The organism is Neoroseomonas soli (assembly GCF_018129065.1).
In the GTDB taxonomy this organism is placed as follows: Bacteria; Pseudomonadota; Alphaproteobacteria; order Acetobacterales; family Acetobacteraceae; genus Neoroseomonas; species Neoroseomonas soli.
In genome coordinates this window covers 1-17,403 of the sequence record NZ_JAAEDM010000084.1, presented here as the reverse complement: position 1 = coordinate 17,403, position 17,403 = coordinate 1, and the positions used below count along the sequence as shown (strand labels likewise).

The window sequence follows — 17,403 nt, the reverse complement described above, 5'->3', positions numbered from 1 at the left end:
GCCGTGGGGAAGAGTGGGGAGAGCAGGACGAGGTCCGGCCGCAGCCATCGCACCCGCGCCGCGGCCGCCGCGCCGCCGTGGCAGGCAAGGCTCAGCAGCGCCCCCGGAAATCCGGCCCGCCGCGCCAGCAGGAAGGGAAGCAGCCCGGCGCTGCCCCGGCGCTCGGGCAGGTGCAGCCCCGCCCCGGCCGCCAGCGCCGCTCGCCCATCCCCCGCCACCAGCAGCGTCAGGCCGCGCGACCGTGCCAGGGCCCGCAGACCCGCCAGCACCTCCGGCGTCGCGCCCCGCGCCAGCACACCGGCGCCGCGCGGCAGGCGGGACGCCGCCGGCCGTGGATCGGGCAAGCGCGCCGGGTCCGAGACGAGCCACAGCACCGGCAGGTCTCGCCCGCGCCGGCGCGTCGGTTGGAGGCGCCACGCGAGCCGTTCCAGCGCGCCACCCATCGCCGCGGCGGGCTAGAGCCGACTGCACGGGGCAGCAAGCGGCCCGGCGCGTGACGAAGCTCGCTCCAACATGGCGTCGGCGACTTCCACCGCGTGGAAGCCCCTCCGGAGCAGATCGCCTCCGGCTGAAATCAGCCGCAGTCGTGACGATGCTCGCTCGAACATGGCGAGAGCGGTTTCCAACGGTCTGGAAACCGCTCTAGCGCCGCGCCCGGCGCAGCACGAGGTCGCAGAAGGCTGCGGAGATCCGCCCCAACCCCGGCAGCAGGTATTCGAAGCCGTCCCGCGCCTCGAGGAACATGGCGCGCATGCTGGGGTTGGCTTCGAAGACCAGCAGCCGGTCATCCGCCAGCAGGGCCGCGTCCACCCCGAAGAAGTCGAGGCCGAGCCGATCCGCCATTTCCCCCACCGCGATCATGCGCGGCAGGCCGAGGCGCTTCTCGAAGTTCTCGAGATAGTCGCGCTCGCGCGCCTGCTCCTCGGGGTGCGCCGCCATGTAGGCGCGGGAATTGCGATGGTGGATGTTCCAGTCGTCCGCCGTCGCAAGGTGCTCCGGCAGCACGCGGCCGCCGACGCACAGCAGTCGCGTCTTGCGCCACAACCCGTCCGCGTCGCGAAAGTCCACGAACTCGGAGACGAAGAGATCGGTGCGCGCGGGCAGCGCCGCGAGACCGGCGGCGTCCTTGAGCAGCATCATGCCGAGGCCGGTATGCGTCCCCGCCGGCCGGGCGATGACCGGGAAGGGCAGGCCCGCCTCGGCCATCGCCGAGGCGACCGCGCCGGCAGTGTCCTCCGTTGCGGGCACGCGCAGGATGCGGGGCACCACGACGCCCTCGATGCCTTCATAGAGCGACGGCGCGAGGTCCCGCGCGGCGCGGCGCACCTGGTCCGGCGGGTTGATCACCGGCAGGCCCAGCCGCTCCGCCGCCATGGCGGCCAGATCCAGGCCGCGGCGCATGGCCTCCGGCTCGGTGATGGCGTTGTAGATGACGTCGCAGCGGGGCAGGCGCTCGAGCACGCCGGGATCCTCGGCGAGCGTATCGACGAACAGGTCCACCCGGGCGAAGCGGGCCGGGTCGAGGTGCTCGACGGCGTTGTTGTGGCCCTCGGGCAGCTTCGCCCCGTCGGGGGCGGCGCGGAAATGGCCGTCCTCGAGGGCCTGGAGCATGAGCACCGTGGCCTCTGCCGTGCCGCGCGCCGGGACATGGACGAAGGGGCGGCGGCGCACCGCCTCGAGGGAAGCGCCATGGGCCGCCGCCGCATCGCCCCGCGCCGCGGCCGCCACCGCCACGGCGAGGTGCGCGCGCGCGTCCTCCGGAGCCAGGTCCACCGCGCGGGACGCCGCCGCCGTGGCGCCCGGAGCATCATCCATCCAGGCCAGCAGCAGCGCGAGGTTGGCATGTCCCTCCGTCAGGCGGGGCTGCGCCGCGATGGCGCTGCGGAAGGCGGTCGCGGCTTCCTCGTGCCGGCCATCGGCGCGCAGGGCCAGGCCCAGGCTGTTCCAGGCCGTCGCCATCTTCGGGTCGCGCGCCGTCGCCTCGCGCAGCGCGGCGATGGCCTCGGCGGTGCGGCCCCGGTCGAGCAGCAGGTCCCCCAGCCGGTGCCGCGCGAGCGCCAGCCCGGGACTGAGCGCCAGCGCCCGGTGCAGCGCCGCCTCGGCTTCCGCCGCCTGGCCGAGATCGGCCAGGGCGCCGCCGAGATTGGCGTGCGCCTCGGCGAAGTCGGGCTTTGCCGCCACCGCCTGCCGCCAGGCCGCCGCCGCGGCGAAGGCGTCGCCCTGCCGGAGATGGACGTTGCCGAGCGCCAGCAGCACGCCCGGATGATTCGGCCGCGCGGCGAGCGACGCCTCGAGCGCCGCCCGCGCTTCCTCCAGCGCGCCGCGGCCCGTCAGAAGCAGGGCAAGGTTGAACTGCGCCACCGCATTGGCGGGGTCCAGCGCCAGCGCCCGGCGCAACGTCGCCTCCGCCGCGGCGGGGTCGTTCGCCATGGCCTGGGCGTTGCCGAGGGCCACGATCCACGCCGCCGGCGCCCCTTCCTTCGCCGCGGCCCGCCCGAGCGGGCCGAGCGCATCCTTGAGCCGCCCCAGCCGCAGCAGCACCATGCCGCCGATATGCTGCACGGCGGGGTCGTCCGGCCCGGCGCGCAGCGCGGCACGGGTAGCCTTCTCGGCGTCCGGCCCGCGGCCGGACCGGAGCGCGGCCTCGGCGGCGCGGAGGAATTCGGCGGCTTCGCTCACACGGTCCATCCCTGAAACGGAAACAAGGCTTGCGGCCCGGTTGGTCCGCGGCCTCTAGAGCAGATCCCGATCAGGTGGAATCACCTGATCGGGTGAAGATGCTCGCGAAAACAAATGCCTGGAGCCGTTGACGTGAGCCAGAGCGAGCGGCAACGGCTCTAGCGCGGTGGCGCCGCGCCGGGCAAGGCGAGCCACGGCTTGAGGCCGCCCGCCGCCCTCTCTAGCCTGCCCCCGCCATGCCCAGTGAACCCGACATCGCCGCCAATCTCGCCGCCATCCGCGCCCGCATCGCCGAGGCCTGCGCCCGCGCCGGCCGCGCCACGGACAGCGTGACCCTCGTCGCCGTCTCCAAGACCCATCCGCAGGAAGCCGTGGTTGCCGCGCTCGCCGCCGGCCAGACCGTCTTCGGCGAGAACCGGGTGCAGGAGGCGGCGGGGAAGTTCCCCGACCTGCGCGGCGCCCATCCGGCGATGCGCCTGCACATCATCGGCGGCCTGCAGACCAACAAGGCGCGCGACGCCGTGCGCATCGCCGACGTGATCGAGAGCATCGACCGCCCGAAGCTCGCCGCCGCCATCGCCGAGGCCATGAAGAAGGAAGGCCGCCGCCCGGACTGCTTCGTGCAGGTCAACACCGGAGACGAGACCCAGAAATCCGGCGTGCCCCGCGCCGAGGCCGACGCCTTCATCCGCGCCGCGCGCGAGGAATATGGCCTGCCCGTGACCGGCCTGATGTGCATTCCGCCCTTGGACCAGGACCCTCGGCCGCATTTCGCCTTGCTGCGCGAACTGGCGGCGCGGCACGGGCTGCGGGAACTCTCCATGGGCATGAGCGCGGATTTCGAGGCGGCGATCGCCGAAGGTGCCACGCTGGTGCGCGTCGGAACGGCGATCTTCGGGCATCGCCCGGCGCCGGCCTGAAGGGGGTCTTGCGGGCCGCCCGCGAGGGCGGCTTCCGCCAATGTGGAAGCGGCTCTCGCCCTGCTTGAGCGAGCATCGTCACGCCTGCGGCTGATTCCAGCCGTGGGCGATCTGCCCTATCCGGCGGAGGCCGGCAGCCCGAGCAGCCGCGCAAGGCCGCCGCGGGACCCGCCCACCAGATCCGCCAGCGTGTAGCGGTCCAGCACCGCGAGGAAGGCGTCCAGCGCCTCGGCCAGTACGGGCCGCAGGCCGCAAGCCGGGGTGATGACGCAGGCCCCGGTGCCGAGGCAGGGCGCCAGCGCCAGGCCCGGCTCGGTCCGCCGCACCACCGCGCCGATGCCGATCTCGGCCGCCGGCCGCGCCAGCCGCAGCCCGCCGCCCCGCCCGCGCAGCGTCTCGATCTCCCCGGCCTGGCCGAGCAGCAGGACCACCTTGGTCAGGTGGTTCTCGGCGATGCCGTAGGCGTCGGCGATCTCCGCGATGGTCGCGCGCCGGCCTTCCTCGATCGCGAGGTAGATCAGCGTGCGCAGCGTGTAGTCGGTGAAGGCGGTGAGTTGCATCGCGGCCGGCGGGAAGGGAATGCGGGCGCGGTCAGTAGACCGCCACCACGATGAGCACCACGACCAGGTTCCACACCAGCATGTTCACGAGGGTGCGAACCATCATCCGGTCGTCGCTCGCCCCGGCGCCGAGCAGGTCGCTCACCATCTGGCCGGGATAGAGGAAGGCCTTGGTCAGGGCTGTCATCGCCGCGCTTTCCATGTTGCGTGTGCACGCAACCTGGACCGGCGGCGCGTTAAAAGCAAGATTCTTGATCTCTCTTTAAGGGCATGCACCGCCTTGACGCGCCCGCCCGCAGGCGGGATCACCCGCGCAGCAGCATGGATACGGTGCCTTTCCCGATGACCCGCGTCTTTTCCGGCATCCAGCCTTCGGGCGTGCCTACCCTCGGCAATTACCTCGGCGCCATCCGCAACTGGGTGCCGCTGCAGGATACCCACGAAGCGATCTATTGCGTGGTGGACCTGCACGCGATCACGGTCTGGCAGGACCCCGCCGACCTGCGGCGGCAGACCCGGGAGATGGCGGCGACGCTGATCGCCTGCGGGCTCGACCCGAAGCGCTGCGTCCTTTTCGTGCAGTCGCACGTGCGCGCACATGCGGAACTCGCCTGGATCTTCAACTGCGTCACCCGCCTCGGCTGGCTCAACCGCATGACGCAGTTCAAGGACAAGGTCGGCAAGAACCAGGAGGCCGCCTCCTCCGGCCTCTACGTCTATCCGAACCTCATGGCGGCCGACATCCACGCCTACCACGCGACCAAGGTGCCGGTGGGCGAGGACCAGAAGCAGCACCTCGAACTCGCGAATGACATCGCGCAGAAGTTCAACCACGACTACGGCGTGGACTTCTTCCCGAACATCGAGCCACTGATCCAGGGCGTGGCCGCGCGCGTCATGTCGCTGCGCGACGGCACCAAGAAGATGTCGAAGTCCGATGCATCGGACCAGTCGCGCATCAACCTCAACGACGACGCCGACAGCATCGCGCAGAAGATCAAGCGGGCGAAGACGGACCCGGAACCGCTGCCGGAACACATGGCGGGCCTGGAAGGTCGGCCGGAGGCGCGCAACCTGGTCGGCATCCTCGCCGCCGTCACCGGCACCATGCCGGAGAACGTGCTGCGCGAGCACGGCGGGCAGGGCTTCGGGCAATTCAAGAACACGCTGACCGAGGCGCTGATCGCGCATCTCCAGCCGATCCAGGGCGAACTGAAGCGGCTGCTCGAGGATACGGCGGCGCTGGATGCGGCCCTGCGGCTCGGGGCGGAACAGGCGAGCGCGATCGCGGAGCCGATCGTCGCCAGGGCACGGGATATCGTGGGGTTCCTGCCGGCACGCTGAAAAAAGAAAGGCCGGGGGAAGAGAACTTCCCCCGGACCCCCAACCTTCTTTGATTTTCCGGCCCGATCAGCGGCCGGTGGCGATACGCTCGACCAGTTGCTTCACCGTGGGGATGAAGCCGTTCGAATAGTACGGATCCTGGCCGAAGCGATACGCGTTGTGGCCGGCGAACATCAGGTTCCGCTCCAACGCGCCGTCATGGCTGATTTCCTGCAGCGTCTTCTGGATGCAGAAGGACCGCGGATCGGCCTTCTTGCCGGTCGAGAATTCCGGCTCGTGCTGCGACCAGTTGCTGAAACGGCACTGCGAAAGGCAGCCCATGCAGTCGATCTGGTCCTGCACGATCTCCCTCGACTTGTCCGGCGTGACGAAGATCAGCGTGTTGTCCGGCGTCCGCATCGCCTCGACGAAACCCTCCGCCTCCCACTGGTTGACGCGGGCGAGGTCGTGCGGCGCGAGCCACACCTTCCGCTTGCGCGGGCCGACGCCGTACTCGGCGATGTGCTCGCCGACCGGCTCGGTGGTGTAGGCGACCTGGCGCTCGTTGCGCTCCTCGAGCTCGTGCAGGAACTCGTTGCGCACCGCCGAGGAATAGAAGCCCGTCGGCGAGAAGGGCTGCAACAGCACGTCGCCCTTCCGCAGCGTCAGCAGCCGCTGCTTCCACGCGTCCGAGACCGGGCTTTCCTTCGTCACCAGCGGACGGGTGCCGAACTGGAAGGCGACGGGGCCGAGCTCCGGATTGTCGATCCAGTCCTCCCACTCCTCCAGCCACCAGACGCCGCCGGCCATGATGATCGGCACGTCGCCCAGCCCGAATTCGCGCATCTGCTGGCGCAGCTTCAGCACGCGCGGGTAGGGGTCCTCGGGCTTCCTGGGGTCCTCGGAATTGGACAGGCCGTTGTGGCCGCCGGCCAGCCACGGGTCCTCGTAGACCACGCCGCCGAGCCATTCCCGCGTCTTGTGGTAGGCGCGCTTCCACAACGCGCTGAAGGCGCGGCCCGAGGAGACGATCGGGTAGTAGTGCACGCCGAATTCGCGCGCGATGTCGGACAGGCGATAGGGCATGCCCGCGCCGCAGGTGATGCCGTGGATCAGGCCGCGCGCGCCTTCCAGCATGCCGCGCGCGACACGCTCCGCCCCGCCCATCTCCCAAAGGATGTTGGCGTGGATCCGGCCCTTGCCGCCGGCCATGTCCCAGGCCTTCTTCGCCTGGGTGATCGCGCCGTCGATCGCGTAGCGCACGAGTTCCTCGTGCCGGTCGCGGCGCGTCTTGCCGTGATAGACTTGCGGAATGGGCCTGCCGTCGGCGTCATAGGTATCGGCATTGACCGCGGAAAAGGTGCCGACCCCGCCCGAGGCCGCCCAGGCCCCGCAGGACAAGCCATTGGACACGGAGACGCCCTTGCCCCCTTCCACCAGCGGCAGAACGTCCACACCACCCATGCGGATCGCGTTGATGGCCTTCAAGACCCGGCGCTCCATACGAACTTCATGACGGGAATATGGCATCGGCCGAGGCACCTGTGCAGGGCCCCGGCCGAGCCTGGTCCAGTTGTTACTCGGCGGCCTCGCCGCCGCGGTCCCGGCGCTCACCACGGTCGCGCCGATCGCCGCGGTCGCGGCGCTCGCCCCGCTCCTCGCCCTCCGGGCGGGGGCGGCGGGCGCCGACCTGCTCGGTGATGTCCGCGCCCGTGGCCTGGTCCACCACGCGCATGGACAGCTTCACCTTGCCGCGCTCATCGAAGCCGATGACCTTGACCTTCACCTGGTCGCCTTCCTTGACGACGTCGGTGGTCTTGTTCACGCGATCCTGCGCCAGCTCGCTGATGTGCACGAGCCCGTCCTTGGCGCCGAGGAAGTTCACGAAGGCGCCGAACTCGGCGGTCTTCACGACCTTGCCGTTGTAGATCACGCCGACTTCCGGCTCCGCCACGATGCCGCGGATCCAGTCGATCGCCTTCTGCGCCGCCTCGATCGAGGTCGCCGCCACCTTGATGGTGCCGTCATCCTCGATGTCGATCTTGGTGCCGGTCTGCTCGGTGATCTCGCGGATCACCTTGCCGCCGGACCCGATCACGTCGCGGATCTTGTCCTTGGGCACGTTGATCACGGTGATGCGCGGGGCGGTCGCCGCCACGTCGCCGCGATGGCCGGTCAGGCCCTTCGCCATCTCGCCGAGGATATGGAGGCGGCCGTCCTTCGCCTGCTCCAGCGCGATCTTCATGATCTCGAAGGTGATGGACGTGATCTTGATGTCCATCTGCAGGGAGGTGATGCCCTGGTCGGTGCCGGCCACCTTGAAGTCCATGTCGCCGAGGTGGTCCTCGTCGCCCAGGATGTCGGACAGCACCGCGAAGCCGCGGTCTTCCTTGATCAGGCCCATGGCGATGCCCGCGCAGGGGCGCTTCAGCGGCACGCCGGCATCCATCAGCGACAGGGAGGTGCCGCAGACGGTCGCCATCGAGGAGGAGCCGTTGGATTCCGTGATCTCGGACACCACGCGAATGGTGTACGGGAACTTCTCCTTCTCCGGCAGCAGCGGGTGGATCGCGCGCCACGCCAGCTTGCCGTGGCCCACTTCACGCCGGCCCGGGGAGCCCATGCGGCCCGTCTCGTTCACCGAGTAGGGCGGGAAGTTGTAGTGCAGCATGAAGTCCTCGCGGTACTCGCCCGCGAGGGCGTCGATGATCTGCTCGTCCTGGCCGGTGCCGAGCGTCGCGACGCACAGCGCCTGCGTCTCGCCACGGGTGAACAGCGCCGAGCCGTGCGCGCGCGGCAGCACGCCCACTTCCGCGACAATCGGGCGCACGGTGCGCGTGTCGCGGCCGTCGATGCGCTTGCCGGTATCGAGGATATTGTTGCGGACCACGTCGGCCTCGAGCTCCTTCAGGAGCCCCTTCGCCGCGGCCACGTCCGCGCCCTCGGCTTCGAGCGCCGCGACGACGGCCTTCTTCACCGCGCCGACCTTCTCCTGGCGGACCAGCTTCTGCGTCTCGGTGTAGGCAACCGCCATGTCGGCGCGGCCGAGTTCGGCGATGCGCACCTTCAGCGCCTTGGTCGCGTCGCTCTCCTCGGCGACCGTCCAGGGCTCCTTCGCGGCGACCTCGGCCAGTTCGATGATCGCCTGGATCACCGGCTGGAAGGACTTGTGGCCGAATTCGACGGCGCCGAGCATGACTTCCTCGGTCAGCTCGCTCGCCTCGGATTCCACCATCAGCACGCCCTCGGCCGTGCCGGCGAGCACGAGGTCGAGCGTGCTCGACTTCCGCTCCTCGGCGGTCGGGTTCAGCACGTACTGGCCGTTGATGTAGCCGACGCGCGCGCCGGCGATCGGGCCGAAGAACGGAATGCCGGACATCGTCAGCGCGGCGGAGCAGCCCACCATCGCGACGATGTCGGCCTCGTTCTCGAGGTCATGGGACAGCACGGTCGCGACGACCTGCACCTCGTTGCGGAACCCATCGGGGAACAGCGGGCGGATCGGGCGGTCGATGAGGCGCGAGGTCAGCGTCTCGAACTCGGAGGGACGGCCCTCGCGCTTGAAGAAGCCGCCCGGGATCTTGCCCGCAGCGAAGGCCTTCTCCTGGTAGTTCACGGTCAGCGGGAAGAAATCCTGGCCGGGCTTCACCGAACGGGCGCCGACCGCGGTGCAGAGCACGATGGTGTCGCCGAGGCGCGCCACCACGGCGCCGTCGGCCTGACGGGCGATCTTGCCGGTCTCGAGCACCAGGGTCTTGCCGCCCCAGTTGATTTCCTTGCGGAAGTAGTTGTCGAACATCTGTCGTCCTCTCGGGTGCGGCACCGTCCTGCGCCGCACGGGCCATGCCCACCCGTCCTTCGCGGGTGGCGGCACGGCGGGATGGGGCCCCCCCAAGGGCCCCGGAATGCGACACGGAGGGCGAAACAGGTCGGGACCGGGGTCCAGGTCCATGAGCCGGTGTCTCGGCGTCTCGGGCGGCATGGGGTGGGCCCATCGCGGGTCACGCGACGGGAAGGCCGCCCATGTGGCCGGAAACGCCGCGGCAGTCCGGTCTGGGTCCCGCGGCTTTCTCTGTCGGCCCGCCGCGGTCGCGGCGGTTGGCGCGCCGGCATCAGGCCGGACGTCACCGGGCGCCCATATGGCGCGGTTCGGCGGAAAACGCCACCGGAAAGTCCCCAGGGAGGGCGCCGCCCTCCCCGGACCCCTCCCGCCGAGGGCTTAAGGCCCTCGGAACCCCCCACTTTGGTGCGAATTGCGGGGACCCGGCCGCAGGTCCCTTCAGGTCCCGGTTTCCAAAGGCCTTTCGGCCTTTGGCGGGGAGAGGTCCGGAGAGGGGCGGCGCCCCTCTCCGGCGCGTCCCGGCGTGATCCCGAACACCGCCCGAAACGCTGCCCCGAAGGCTGGCCCGCTGGAGTACCCGACTGCCGCCGCCGCGCGCGCCGGCGGGCTTCCGTTCGCCAGCAGCGCCGCCGCTTCGGCCAACCGCAGCGCCTGTCGCCACCGGGCGAAGCCCATGCCCGTCTCGGCCTGGAACAGCCGCCGGAGGGTGCGCGGGCTGGCGCCGGTTCCGCTTGCCCAGTCCTCCAGCGTCAGCGGGCTCGCCGGGTTCGCCGCCAGCGCCGCCACCAGGCGCAGCAGCCGCGGGTCGCGCGGCTGCGGGACGGCCAGCGGCAGGGTCGGCGCGTGGGCGATCTCTTCCAGGATGAGCGCGGCGAGGTGCCCGCCGCGGCCCTGCTCGTCCCATTCCAGCGGCTCCGCGCATGCGGCGAGAATCAGTTCCCGCAGCAGCGGCGAGACCGACAGCACCGCCGGACGCTCCGGCCCCGCGCGTTTCGCGGCGTCAGAGCGCAGGAACAGCGCCCGCATCGCCAGCCCGCCAGGCATCGCCACCGCATGAGGCAGGCCCGCGGGCAGCCAGAGCGCACGCGCCGGTGGCACGGTGAAGCGCGCCGCATCGGTCGTGACGCGCATGATGCCCGTGATGGCGTAGAGCAATTGCGCCCTGTCGTGGCTGTGCCGTGGCACGTCCTCGCCTTCGGCGTAGTCCCGCACGAAGGCCGCCAGCGGCCGGTCCACCCGGTCCTGCGGCAGGTCCCTCCGCGGGGCCGGATCGTGGCCGTCGATCGACAGGGATTGGCCTGACGTTGCCATCGGGCCAAGACTAATCTGATGCAATGCCGCGACGGAAGCGGCCAGAGGAACCGCCATGACACCGGCCACGCGCCAGGTGGTGTTCATCAACGCCGCCCATACCTTCACCCACTATTGCCTGCTGATCCTGGCCACCGCCGTGCTCGCCATGGTCACCCAGGAACGCGACCGCTTCGGCGGGGATTACGGGCCGATCCTGGCGCTCGGGACGGCGATGTTCGTCACCTATGGCCTCGGCGCCCTGCCGATGGGCTGGCTCGCCGCGAAACTCGGGCGCAAGGCGCTGATGGTCGCCTTCTTCCTCGGCACCGGGTTCTTCATGGCGGTCGCGGGACTGATGGACAGCCCGGCGGCGGTGGGCGTCGCGCTCGGCGTCATGGGCTGCTTCGCGGCGATCTACCACCCGATCGGCACGGCCATGCTGGTCGAGGCCGCCGGCGACCGCGTCGGCCGCGCCATGGGCATCAACGGCGTTTTCGGCAATTTCGGCGTCGCCACGGCCCCGGTCGTCACCGCCTTCGTCGCCGCGGCCCTCGGCTGGCGCTGGGCCTTCATCCTGCCCGGCGTGGCCTGCTTCCTCGCCGGCCTGCTCTACATGCGGGAACCGGAATTCGACGCCGTGAAGGCCGGCGGCGGCGCGCGGCCCTTCCCGCCGATCCCGCGGGCCGTCGTGCGGCGCGCGGTGACCATCCTTCTCGCCATCGCCGCCGTCTCGGGGCTGGTGTTCAACGCCTATACGCTGCTGATCCCCAAGCTGATGGAGGAACGGCTCGCGGGCAGCCCGGACCTGCTGCCGGTGGTCGGGCTGCTCGCCTTCCTCGCCACGATCTGCGGCGGCGCGACGCAGTTCACCGTCGGGCGGATGATCGACAGCCGCACGCTCAAGACCATCTTCCTGCCGCTTGGCATGGCGGTGGTGCCGGGGCTGATCGCGCTGTCCTTCCTCGACGGCTGGGCGGTGCTGCCGGTGGCCGGGCTCGTCGCCGCCTGCGTCTTCGGCCAGGTCACGGTGAACGAAACCATGACGGCGCGCTACGTCGCGCCGGAACTGCGGGCGAAGCTCTATTCCATCCGTTTCACCGTGGGGTTCCTCGGCGCCGCCGTGGCCTCCCCGCTGGTGGGGTTCCTGCACGAGGCGACAGGTTCGCTGGCGGTCGCGATGCTGGTGCTGGCGGCCGTCGCCGCGGTCACGCTGGTCTGCGCCTTCGCCTTCCCCGACCGGCAGGAGGAACTGAAACCCGAGCTCTGGGCGCAGGCGCCCGAGTTCCGCGACCAGGCGCGCGCAGCGGCAGTGCCGGCCGAGTAGCCTGGCCCGAACCTCCTGCCGCGGCGCACTCTTGCCATGCGCCGCGGGGCGCGGCTTCCTGCGGGAATGCGCCTTCTCACCGGTCACGCGCGGCTCGCCGGGGTTCTCGGCTGGCCCGTCTCGCATTCCCGCTCGCCCCGGCTGCACGGGTATTGGCTGGAGGCACTCGGCATCGACGGGGCCTATCTCCCGCTGCCGGTGCATCCGGAACACTTCGCGGCTGCGGTGCGGACGCTTGCGGATCTCGGCTTCCGTGGTGCCAACGTCACCATCCCGCACAAGCTCTCCGCCTTCGAGGTCTGCGACAGCGTCGATGCCACCGCGCGCCGCGCCGGGGCGGTGAACACGCTGGTCTTCCGCGACGGCCGCATCGAGGGCTCCAACACCGACGGCTACGGCTTCCTCGAAAGCGTGCGGGACCAGGCGCCGGGATGGGCGGCAAGCGACGGCCCCGCCGTGCTGCTGGGCGCGGGCGGGGCGGCGCGGGCCATCGCGGCGGCACTGCTCGATGCGGGCTGCCCGCGCGTGACGCTCGTCAACCGCACGGCGGCGCGGGCGGAGGCCCTGGCGCGCGACCTCGGCGGTGCCATCGAGGTCGCGACCGAGCCGCCGCTCGCTGCCACGGCGCTGCTGGTGAACACGACCTCCCTCGGCATGCAGGGGCATGCGCCGCTCGACGTCGACCTGGCGCCGTTGCCGGCCTCCGCCGTGGTGGCGGACATCGTCTACGTGCCGCTGGAGACCCCGCTGCTCGCCGCCGCACGGGCCCGGGGGCTGCGGGCGGTGGATGGGCTCGGCATGCTGCTGCACCAGGCGCGGCCGGGCTTCGAGGCCTGGTTCGGCGCTGCCCCCCGGGTCGATGCCGCGCTCCGCGCCATCGTCGCCGCGGATATTCCGAAGACCGCCGGATGATCGTGCTTGGCCTCACGGGCGGGATCGGCATGGGAAAGTCCACTGCCTCCGCCACTTTCCGCCGCCTCGGCGTGCCGGTCTTCGATGCCGATGCCGCCGTGCATGCGCTGCAGGCACGCGGTGGACGTGCGGTAGGGCCTATCGGGGCGGCCTTTCCCGGCGCGGTCGTGGACGGGCGTGTGGACCGGGAAGCCCTCCGCCGCGCCGTTCTCGGCAACGCCCCGGCGCTGAAGCGCCTGGAGCGCATCGTCCATCCGCTGGTGCGAGACGAGGAACACCGCTTCCTTGCCCGCGCGCGCCGGGCCGGGAAGCGGATCGTGGTGCTCGATGTCCCGCTGCTGCTCGAAACCGGCGGCGAGAAGCGTGTGGACCGGGTTGTGGTGGTCTCGGCGCCGGATGCGGTCCAGCGCGTGCGCGTGCTGCTGCGCGGAGGGATGACGGAAGAACGCCTGGAGGCTATCCGCGCCCGCCAGATGCCGGACCGCGAAAAGCGCCGCCATGCCGACCATGTCCTGCAGACCGGGATCAGCCGTCATTTCGCCCAGGCCGCGATCCGGCGCCTGGTGGCACAGCTGCGGCGCCCCGTCCTTTCCGCCACCGACGGCTTCCCGCCCCCCTGAACCCGGGTTCCGAGGGCCTTTCGGCCCTCGGCGGGGTCCGGGGCAGAGCCCTGGCCTTTTTCCTGCTATTTCTGCCGCCATGCGCCAGATCGTCCTCGACACCGAAACCACCGGCCTGGAGCCGGCCCAGGGCGACCGCGTCATCGAGGTCGCCGCGGTGGAACTGGTCAACCTCCTCCCCACCGGCGCGACCTTCCATTGCCTGGTCGACCCTGAGCGCGACATCCCGGCCGAGGCGACGCGCGTCCATGGCTTCACCAACGGCGATCTCGCCGGGAAGCCGAAATTCGCCGAGATCGCCGACGAGATGCTCGCCTTCCTCGCCGACACGCCGATCATCGCCCACAACGCACCCTTCGATTTCGGCTTCCTCGATGCCGAGTTGATGCGGGCCGGGCGGCCGAAGCTCGACCGGAGCCGGATGGTCGACAGCCTCGCGATCGCGAAGGAACGCTACCCGGGCATGCCGAACAGCCTGGATGCGCTGTGCCGTCGCCTCGGCGTCGACAATTCGATGCGCGATTCGCACAACGCGATCCTCGACTGCACGCTGCTCGCCCAGGTCTATCTGGAACTGATGGGCGGCAAGCAGCCCGGGCTCGAGCTAGCGCCCTCGCTGCGCGGCGCCGGGCCGGCGCTGGCGGCGGAGGCAGTCGCCTGGACGCCCCGCCCCATCGCAGTGCCGGAAGACCGGGCCGCCGCGCACGAGGCTTTCCTTCGTGGCAAGGTGAAGGAAGCGCTGTGGCTCCAGCCTCCCTTCACGCCCGCGTCGGAGGGCTGACGCACCTCCGGCCCGACCCAGGACGACCCTGGATCCGTTCTACGCCGAACGCAGGATCCGCATCAGCGCCGTGACGTTCTCCGGCGGCGTCTGCGGAACGATCCCGTGCCCGAGGTTGAACACGTAGGGCCGGCCGCGCATGGCGGCGAGGATGGAGCGCGTCTCCACCTCGAGCGCCGCCCCGCCGGCCACCAGCGCCAGCGGATCGAGGTTTCCCTGCAGCGCCATGGTCGGCGGCACCGCCTGGGCTGCCCAGCGCGGATCCATCGAGGTGTCCATCGCCGTCGCGTCCACGCCGGCCCGTGCCGCATAATCCGTCAGGAGCGGCCCGGCCAGGCGAGGGAAGCCGACAAGCGGGATCCCCGGGCAGCGCCGGCGCAGGTTGCGGGTGATGGCGGCGGTCGGCTCGATCACCCAGCGGCGGAACTGGCCGGGGGAAAGCATCCCCGCCCATGAGTCGAAGATCATCAGCGCCTCGGCGCCCGCTTCGACCTGGGCGACGAGGTATTCCGTCGTCGCCTCCTGCAAGGTGCGGATCAGCCGCCCGAACACCGCCGGGTCCCGATAGGCGAGGCCGCGTGCCGCGGGGAAATCCTTCGATCCCCGGCCTTCGAGCATGTAGCAGGCGACGGTGAAGCAGCCGCCGGCGAAGCCGATCAGCGCCGTGCGCGGGGCCTCGGCCGCGAGCCCTTCCCGCACGCGCGCCACCGTTTCCATGATCGGCGCGCAGCGGGCCACGACAGCGGAAGGATCAAGCGCCGCGATCGCCTCCGCATCGCGCAACGGCTCGAGCAATGGGCCTTCGCCTTCGGCGAAGCGCAGCGGCTGACCGAGCGCCCAGGGCACCATCAGGATGTCGGAGAAGAGGATCGCCCCCTCCATCCCGTAGCGGCGGATGGGTTGCAGGGTCACTTCCGCCGCGAGGGGCGGCGTGGTGCAGAGCCTGATGAAATCCCCGGCCTGGGCTCGCACCTGCCGGTATTCGGGCAGATAGCGGCCGGCCTGGCGCATCAGCCAGGCGGGCGGCGGCCAGATCGCTTCGCCTCCCAGGGCTTGCAGAAGGGGCTTGGCCGGCGTGGTGACGCGTTCGCTGTCCATGACCATCCCTTCGCAAAGAATAAGGATTCTAGGAAGTCGTGGTGGAGTAGGAACCCTGTGGATGACGGGGACGCAACCGATCCGCAGGCCTTCCACAAGCCCATCCACAGGGGCGCCGGGCCGCCCGGCCCAGGCTGGCCGGACCTTTGCGCGGACTCTCCACGGGATGCCACCGGCTGCGGCCGAAGTCATTCAATGTTCCGTCGCAAAGGGGTCAACGCAGCCCCTGTCCCCAGGCCCCTTCGCCGAGGCTGATTCGGTCCCCGTCATCCACAGCGATTCACGCTATTCTCCCCGCGATGCCGCACCGACAAATCAACCTCCATCTCGTCTCGGATTCGACCGGGGAGACGCTCAACTCGATCGCGCGGGCGACGCTGGCGCGGTTCGACAACCATCACGTGCTCCATCACCGCTGGTCGCTGGTGCGGTCCCGCCTCCAACTCGACCGCGTGCTGGAGGGGATCGAGCACGAGCCCGGCCCCGTGCTCTACACCCTTGTGGATTCCAGCCTGCGCCTCGCGCTGGAGGAGACCTGCGGGCGGCTCGGCCTCCAATGCTTCTCTCCCCTCGATCCGGTGATGGACCTGCTGCAGGGGGCGATCGGCGCGCGGGCCAAGGAAAAGCGGGCAGCCCAGCACGTGATGGACGCGGATTATTTCCGCCGCATCGATGCCATGCACTACGTGCTGTCGCACGATGACGGCCAAGGCACGCTCGGCATCCGCGACGCCGATGTGGTGCTGGTGGGCGTCTCGCGATCCTCCAAGACGCCGACCTGCTTCTACCTGGCCAACCGGGGCATCAAGGCGGCCAATGTGCCGATCGTTCCGGGCGCATCGCTGCCGACCGCGCTGGAGGACCCGCCCTGCCCGGTCGTCGGCCTCCATATCGAGGCCAATGCGCTCATCGACATCCGCCGGCATCGTCTGAAGATCATCGGCGCTGCCGGCGTGCGGCAGGACGCGACCGACTACATCGACCCTGAGGCGGTGAAGGCCGAGATCGTCGCGGCACGGCGGCTCTGCACGTCCCGCGGCTGGCCGGTGATCGACGTGACCCGGCGCAGCATCGAGGAAACGGCGGCGACGGTGCTTCAACTCATGGAGGCCTGGCACGCGCGGCGGAAGGATGCCGCCCTGCCCCACGCCCCGGAGGATCCGGCCGCCGCGGTGCTCGGCTCGCCGGGGGCCGAGACATGATCCAGGCCGCGACGCCGCGGCTCGTCCTCGCTTCCGCCTCCGGCACCCGCCGCTCCATCCTGACGGAGGCTGGCCTGCGCTTCGAGGCGGTGCCCTCGGCGGTGGACGAGGCGGCCATCAAGGAGGCCGCGCAGGCCGAGGGCATACCACCCGCCGATGCCGCGCTGATGCTGGCCGATGCGAAGGCGGAGCGCATCGCCCGGCGCCACCCTGACGCGCTGGTGATCGGCTGCGACCAGTTGCTGGTCTGCGAGGGCGCCTGGTTCGACAAGCCGGCCGACCTTGCCGTGGCGCGGGCGCAGTTGCTCGCGCTGCGCGGCCGGACGCACGAACTGGTGACGGCCGTGGTCTGCCACCGGCATGGCAGCCGCGTCTGGCAGGATGTCGCGGCGCCCAGGCTGACGATGCGGGAGTTCTCGGAGCCCTTCCTCGACGCCTATCTGGCAGCCGAGGCGGAGCATGTGACGCATTCGGTCGGCGGCTACCGGCTCGAGGGCCCTGGGGTGCAGCTTTTCGCCCGCGTGCAAGGCGAGCATGCCGCCATCCTAGGGATTCCACTGCTCTCCCTGCTGACCTTCCTGCGCCGCCATGGCGTCCTTCTCGCCTAGAGCAGATCCCGATCGGGTGATTCCACCGGATCGGGATCCGCACTAACTGCGCCGGGCGCCTCGCGCCGCACCCGTCGCCGCCCCACGCCCTGCATCGAAGCCGAGGAAGCCGACATCCGGCCGCGGTGTCCCGCCGTCATTGGCGAAGAGCCGCGGTCGCGTCGCCGGCGCCGGGCCGCGCACCACGGCGCCGCGATTGGCCTGTGCCATCGCGCGCGCGGCGGCCGCGGCCTCGGCCTGCG

At 70.9% G+C, this 17,403-nt stretch carries 16 protein-coding genes and 1 pseudogene; 8 read left to right on the top strand and 9 right to left on the bottom strand.

The genetic code is table 11. The features are described 5' to 3' along the window. Both GXW76_RS21265 and GXW76_RS21260 read right to left on the bottom strand, forming a co-directional pair. Positions 1–374 (bottom strand): annotated as a pseudogene (locus GXW76_RS21265) (thiamine phosphate synthase); the annotation flags it as partial. Between the two features lie 268 nt (positions 375–642). Further along, positions 643–2,679 (bottom strand): tetratricopeptide repeat protein, encoded by a 2,037-nt coding sequence (locus GXW76_RS21260; protein WP_211864113.1) that lies wholly within the window; start codon positions 2,677–2,679, stop codon positions 643–645. Positions 2,680–2,915: 236 nt separating this feature from the next. Between GXW76_RS21260 and GXW76_RS21255 the strand changes: the two genes are divergently transcribed. Then, complete coding sequence (locus tag GXW76_RS21255) at positions 2,916–3,599, top strand: YggS family pyridoxal phosphate-dependent enzyme (RefSeq protein ID WP_211864112.1); 684 nt, start codon at positions 2,916–2,918, stop codon at positions 3,597–3,599. Positions 3,600–3,715: 116 nt separating this feature from the next. On the opposite strand, the gene GXW76_RS21250 is transcribed toward GXW76_RS21255, so the two are convergent. Next, complete coding sequence (locus GXW76_RS21250; protein WP_211864111.1) at positions 3,716–4,159, bottom strand: Rrf2 family transcriptional regulator; 444 nt, start codon at positions 4,157–4,159, stop codon at positions 3,716–3,718. Between the two features lie 31 nt (positions 4,160–4,190). Further along, positions 4,191–4,346 carry a hypothetical protein gene (locus tag GXW76_RS21245; RefSeq protein WP_211864110.1) on the bottom strand — a complete coding sequence of 52 codons (156 nt, stop codon included), beginning with the start codon at positions 4,344–4,346 and terminating at the stop codon, positions 4,191–4,193. A 155-nt stretch (positions 4,347–4,501) separates the two neighbouring features. On the opposite strand from GXW76_RS21245, the gene trpS reads away from it, so the two are divergent. Continuing rightward, complete coding sequence (trpS, locus tag GXW76_RS21240) at positions 4,502–5,503, top strand: tryptophan--tRNA ligase (protein WP_211864115.1); 1,002 nt, start codon at positions 4,502–4,504, stop codon at positions 5,501–5,503. A gap of 66 nt (positions 5,504–5,569) precedes the next feature. Here the strand turns inward: trpS and GXW76_RS21235 are convergent, their stop codons facing one another. From GXW76_RS21235 to GXW76_RS21225, 3 genes are all read right to left on the bottom strand, one after another. Beyond that, complete coding sequence (locus tag GXW76_RS21235) at positions 5,570–6,970, bottom strand: NAD(P)H-dependent flavin oxidoreductase (RefSeq protein WP_211864109.1); 1,401 nt, start codon at positions 6,968–6,970, stop codon at positions 5,570–5,572. A gap of 88 nt (positions 6,971–7,058) precedes the next feature. Further along, positions 7,059–9,281, bottom strand: a complete 2,223-nt coding sequence (gene pnp / locus GXW76_RS21230; protein WP_211864108.1) for a polyribonucleotide nucleotidyltransferase — start codon at positions 9,279–9,281, stop codon at positions 7,059–7,061. Positions 9,282–9,761: 480 nt separating this feature from the next. Next, positions 9,762–10,634, bottom strand: coding sequence for an AraC family transcriptional regulator (locus GXW76_RS21225; protein WP_211864107.1), 873 nt, complete (start codon positions 10,632–10,634; stop codon positions 9,762–9,764). Positions 10,635–10,689: 55 nt separating this feature from the next. On the opposite strand from GXW76_RS21225, the gene GXW76_RS21220 reads away from it, so the two are divergent. The 4 genes from GXW76_RS21220 (at position 10,690) to dnaQ (ending at position 14,253) form a co-directional block, all read left to right on the top strand. Continuing rightward, positions 10,690–11,940: an MFS transporter gene (locus GXW76_RS21220; protein ID WP_211864106.1), complete on the top strand. Its 1,251-nt coding sequence runs from the start codon at positions 10,690–10,692 to the stop codon at positions 11,938–11,940. A 66-nt stretch (positions 11,941–12,006) separates the two neighbouring features. After that, positions 12,007–12,852 (top strand): shikimate dehydrogenase, encoded by an 846-nt coding sequence (locus GXW76_RS21215; protein WP_211864105.1) that lies wholly within the window; start codon positions 12,007–12,009, stop codon positions 12,850–12,852. Further along, on the top strand, positions 12,849–13,472 hold the full coding sequence (gene coaE / locus GXW76_RS21210) for a dephospho-CoA kinase (protein WP_211864104.1): 624 nt from the start codon (positions 12,849–12,851) through the stop codon (positions 13,470–13,472). Before GXW76_RS21215 ends, coaE begins: the two co-directional genes overlap by 4 nt. A 79-nt stretch (positions 13,473–13,551) precedes the next feature. Beyond that, the gene (dnaQ, locus tag GXW76_RS21205) at positions 13,552–14,253 is read left to right on the top strand and encodes a DNA polymerase III subunit epsilon (protein WP_211864103.1); all 702 of its coding nucleotides are present in this window, start codon (positions 13,552–13,554) and stop codon (positions 14,251–14,253) included. Between the two features lie 39 nt (positions 14,254–14,292). Here dnaQ and hemE read toward each other — a convergent pair whose 3' ends face one another. After that, positions 14,293–15,351: a uroporphyrinogen decarboxylase gene (gene hemE / locus GXW76_RS21200; RefSeq protein WP_211864102.1), complete on the bottom strand. Its 1,059-nt coding sequence runs from the start codon at positions 15,349–15,351 to the stop codon at positions 14,293–14,295. 299 nt (positions 15,352–15,650) lie between these two features. On the opposite strand from hemE, the gene GXW76_RS21195 reads away from it, so the two are divergent. Together GXW76_RS21195 and GXW76_RS21190 are read left to right on the top strand one after the other, a co-directional pair. Continuing rightward, positions 15,651–16,553, top strand: coding sequence for a pyruvate, water dikinase regulatory protein (locus tag GXW76_RS21195; RefSeq protein WP_211864101.1), 903 nt, complete (start codon positions 15,651–15,653; stop codon positions 16,551–16,553). Continuing rightward, entirely contained in the window at positions 16,550–17,161 is a 612-nt protein-coding gene (locus GXW76_RS21190) for a Maf family protein (RefSeq protein ID WP_211864100.1), read from the top strand. Before GXW76_RS21195 ends, GXW76_RS21190 begins: the two co-directional genes overlap by 4 nt. A 42-nt stretch (positions 17,162–17,203) precedes the next feature. Here the strand turns inward: GXW76_RS21190 and GXW76_RS21185 are convergent. Then, positions 17,204–17,403 (bottom strand): hypothetical protein (locus GXW76_RS21185; RefSeq protein ID WP_211864099.1); only part of this gene is annotated, 200 nt, incomplete at its 5' end.

What these genes read in the sequence shown, in the direction of transcription:
- pnp (WP_211864108.1), bottom strand. Translation starts at nt 9,281, where the DNA reads ATGTTCGACAACTACTTCCGCAAGGAAATCAACTGGGGCGGCAAGACC.
- GXW76_RS21215 (WP_211864105.1), top strand. Translation starts at nt 12,007, where the DNA reads ATGCGCCTTCTCACCGGTCACGCGCGGCTCGCCGGGGTTCTCGGCTGG.
- trpS (WP_211864115.1), top strand. Translation starts at nt 4,502, where the DNA reads ATGACCCGCGTCTTTTCCGGCATCCAGCCTTCGGGCGTGCCTACCCTC.
- GXW76_RS21220 (WP_211864106.1), top strand. Translation starts at nt 10,690, where the DNA reads ATGACACCGGCCACGCGCCAGGTGGTGTTCATCAACGCCGCCCATACC.
- GXW76_RS21250 (WP_211864111.1), bottom strand. Translation starts at nt 4,159, where the DNA reads ATGCAACTCACCGCCTTCACCGACTACACGCTGCGCACGCTGATCTAC.
- GXW76_RS21255 (WP_211864112.1), top strand. Translation starts at nt 2,916, where the DNA reads ATGCCCAGTGAACCCGACATCGCCGCCAATCTCGCCGCCATCCGCGCC.
- GXW76_RS21245 (WP_211864110.1), bottom strand. Translation starts at nt 4,346, where the DNA reads ATGACAGCCCTGACCAAGGCCTTCCTCTATCCCGGCCAGATGGTGAGC.
- GXW76_RS21195 (WP_211864101.1), top strand. Translation starts at nt 15,651, where the DNA reads ATGCCGCACCGACAAATCAACCTCCATCTCGTCTCGGATTCGACCGGG.
- coaE (WP_211864104.1), top strand. Translation starts at nt 12,849, where the DNA reads ATGATCGTGCTTGGCCTCACGGGCGGGATCGGCATGGGAAAGTCCACT.
- hemE (WP_211864102.1), bottom strand. Translation starts at nt 15,351, where the DNA reads ATGGACAGCGAACGCGTCACCACGCCGGCCAAGCCCCTTCTGCAAGCC.
- GXW76_RS21190 (WP_211864100.1), top strand. Translation starts at nt 16,550, where the DNA reads ATGATCCAGGCCGCGACGCCGCGGCTCGTCCTCGCTTCCGCCTCCGGC.
- dnaQ (WP_211864103.1), top strand. Translation starts at nt 13,552, where the DNA reads ATGCGCCAGATCGTCCTCGACACCGAAACCACCGGCCTGGAGCCGGCC.
- GXW76_RS21225 (WP_211864107.1), bottom strand. Translation starts at nt 10,634, where the DNA reads ATGGCAACGTCAGGCCAATCCCTGTCGATCGACGGCCACGATCCGGCC.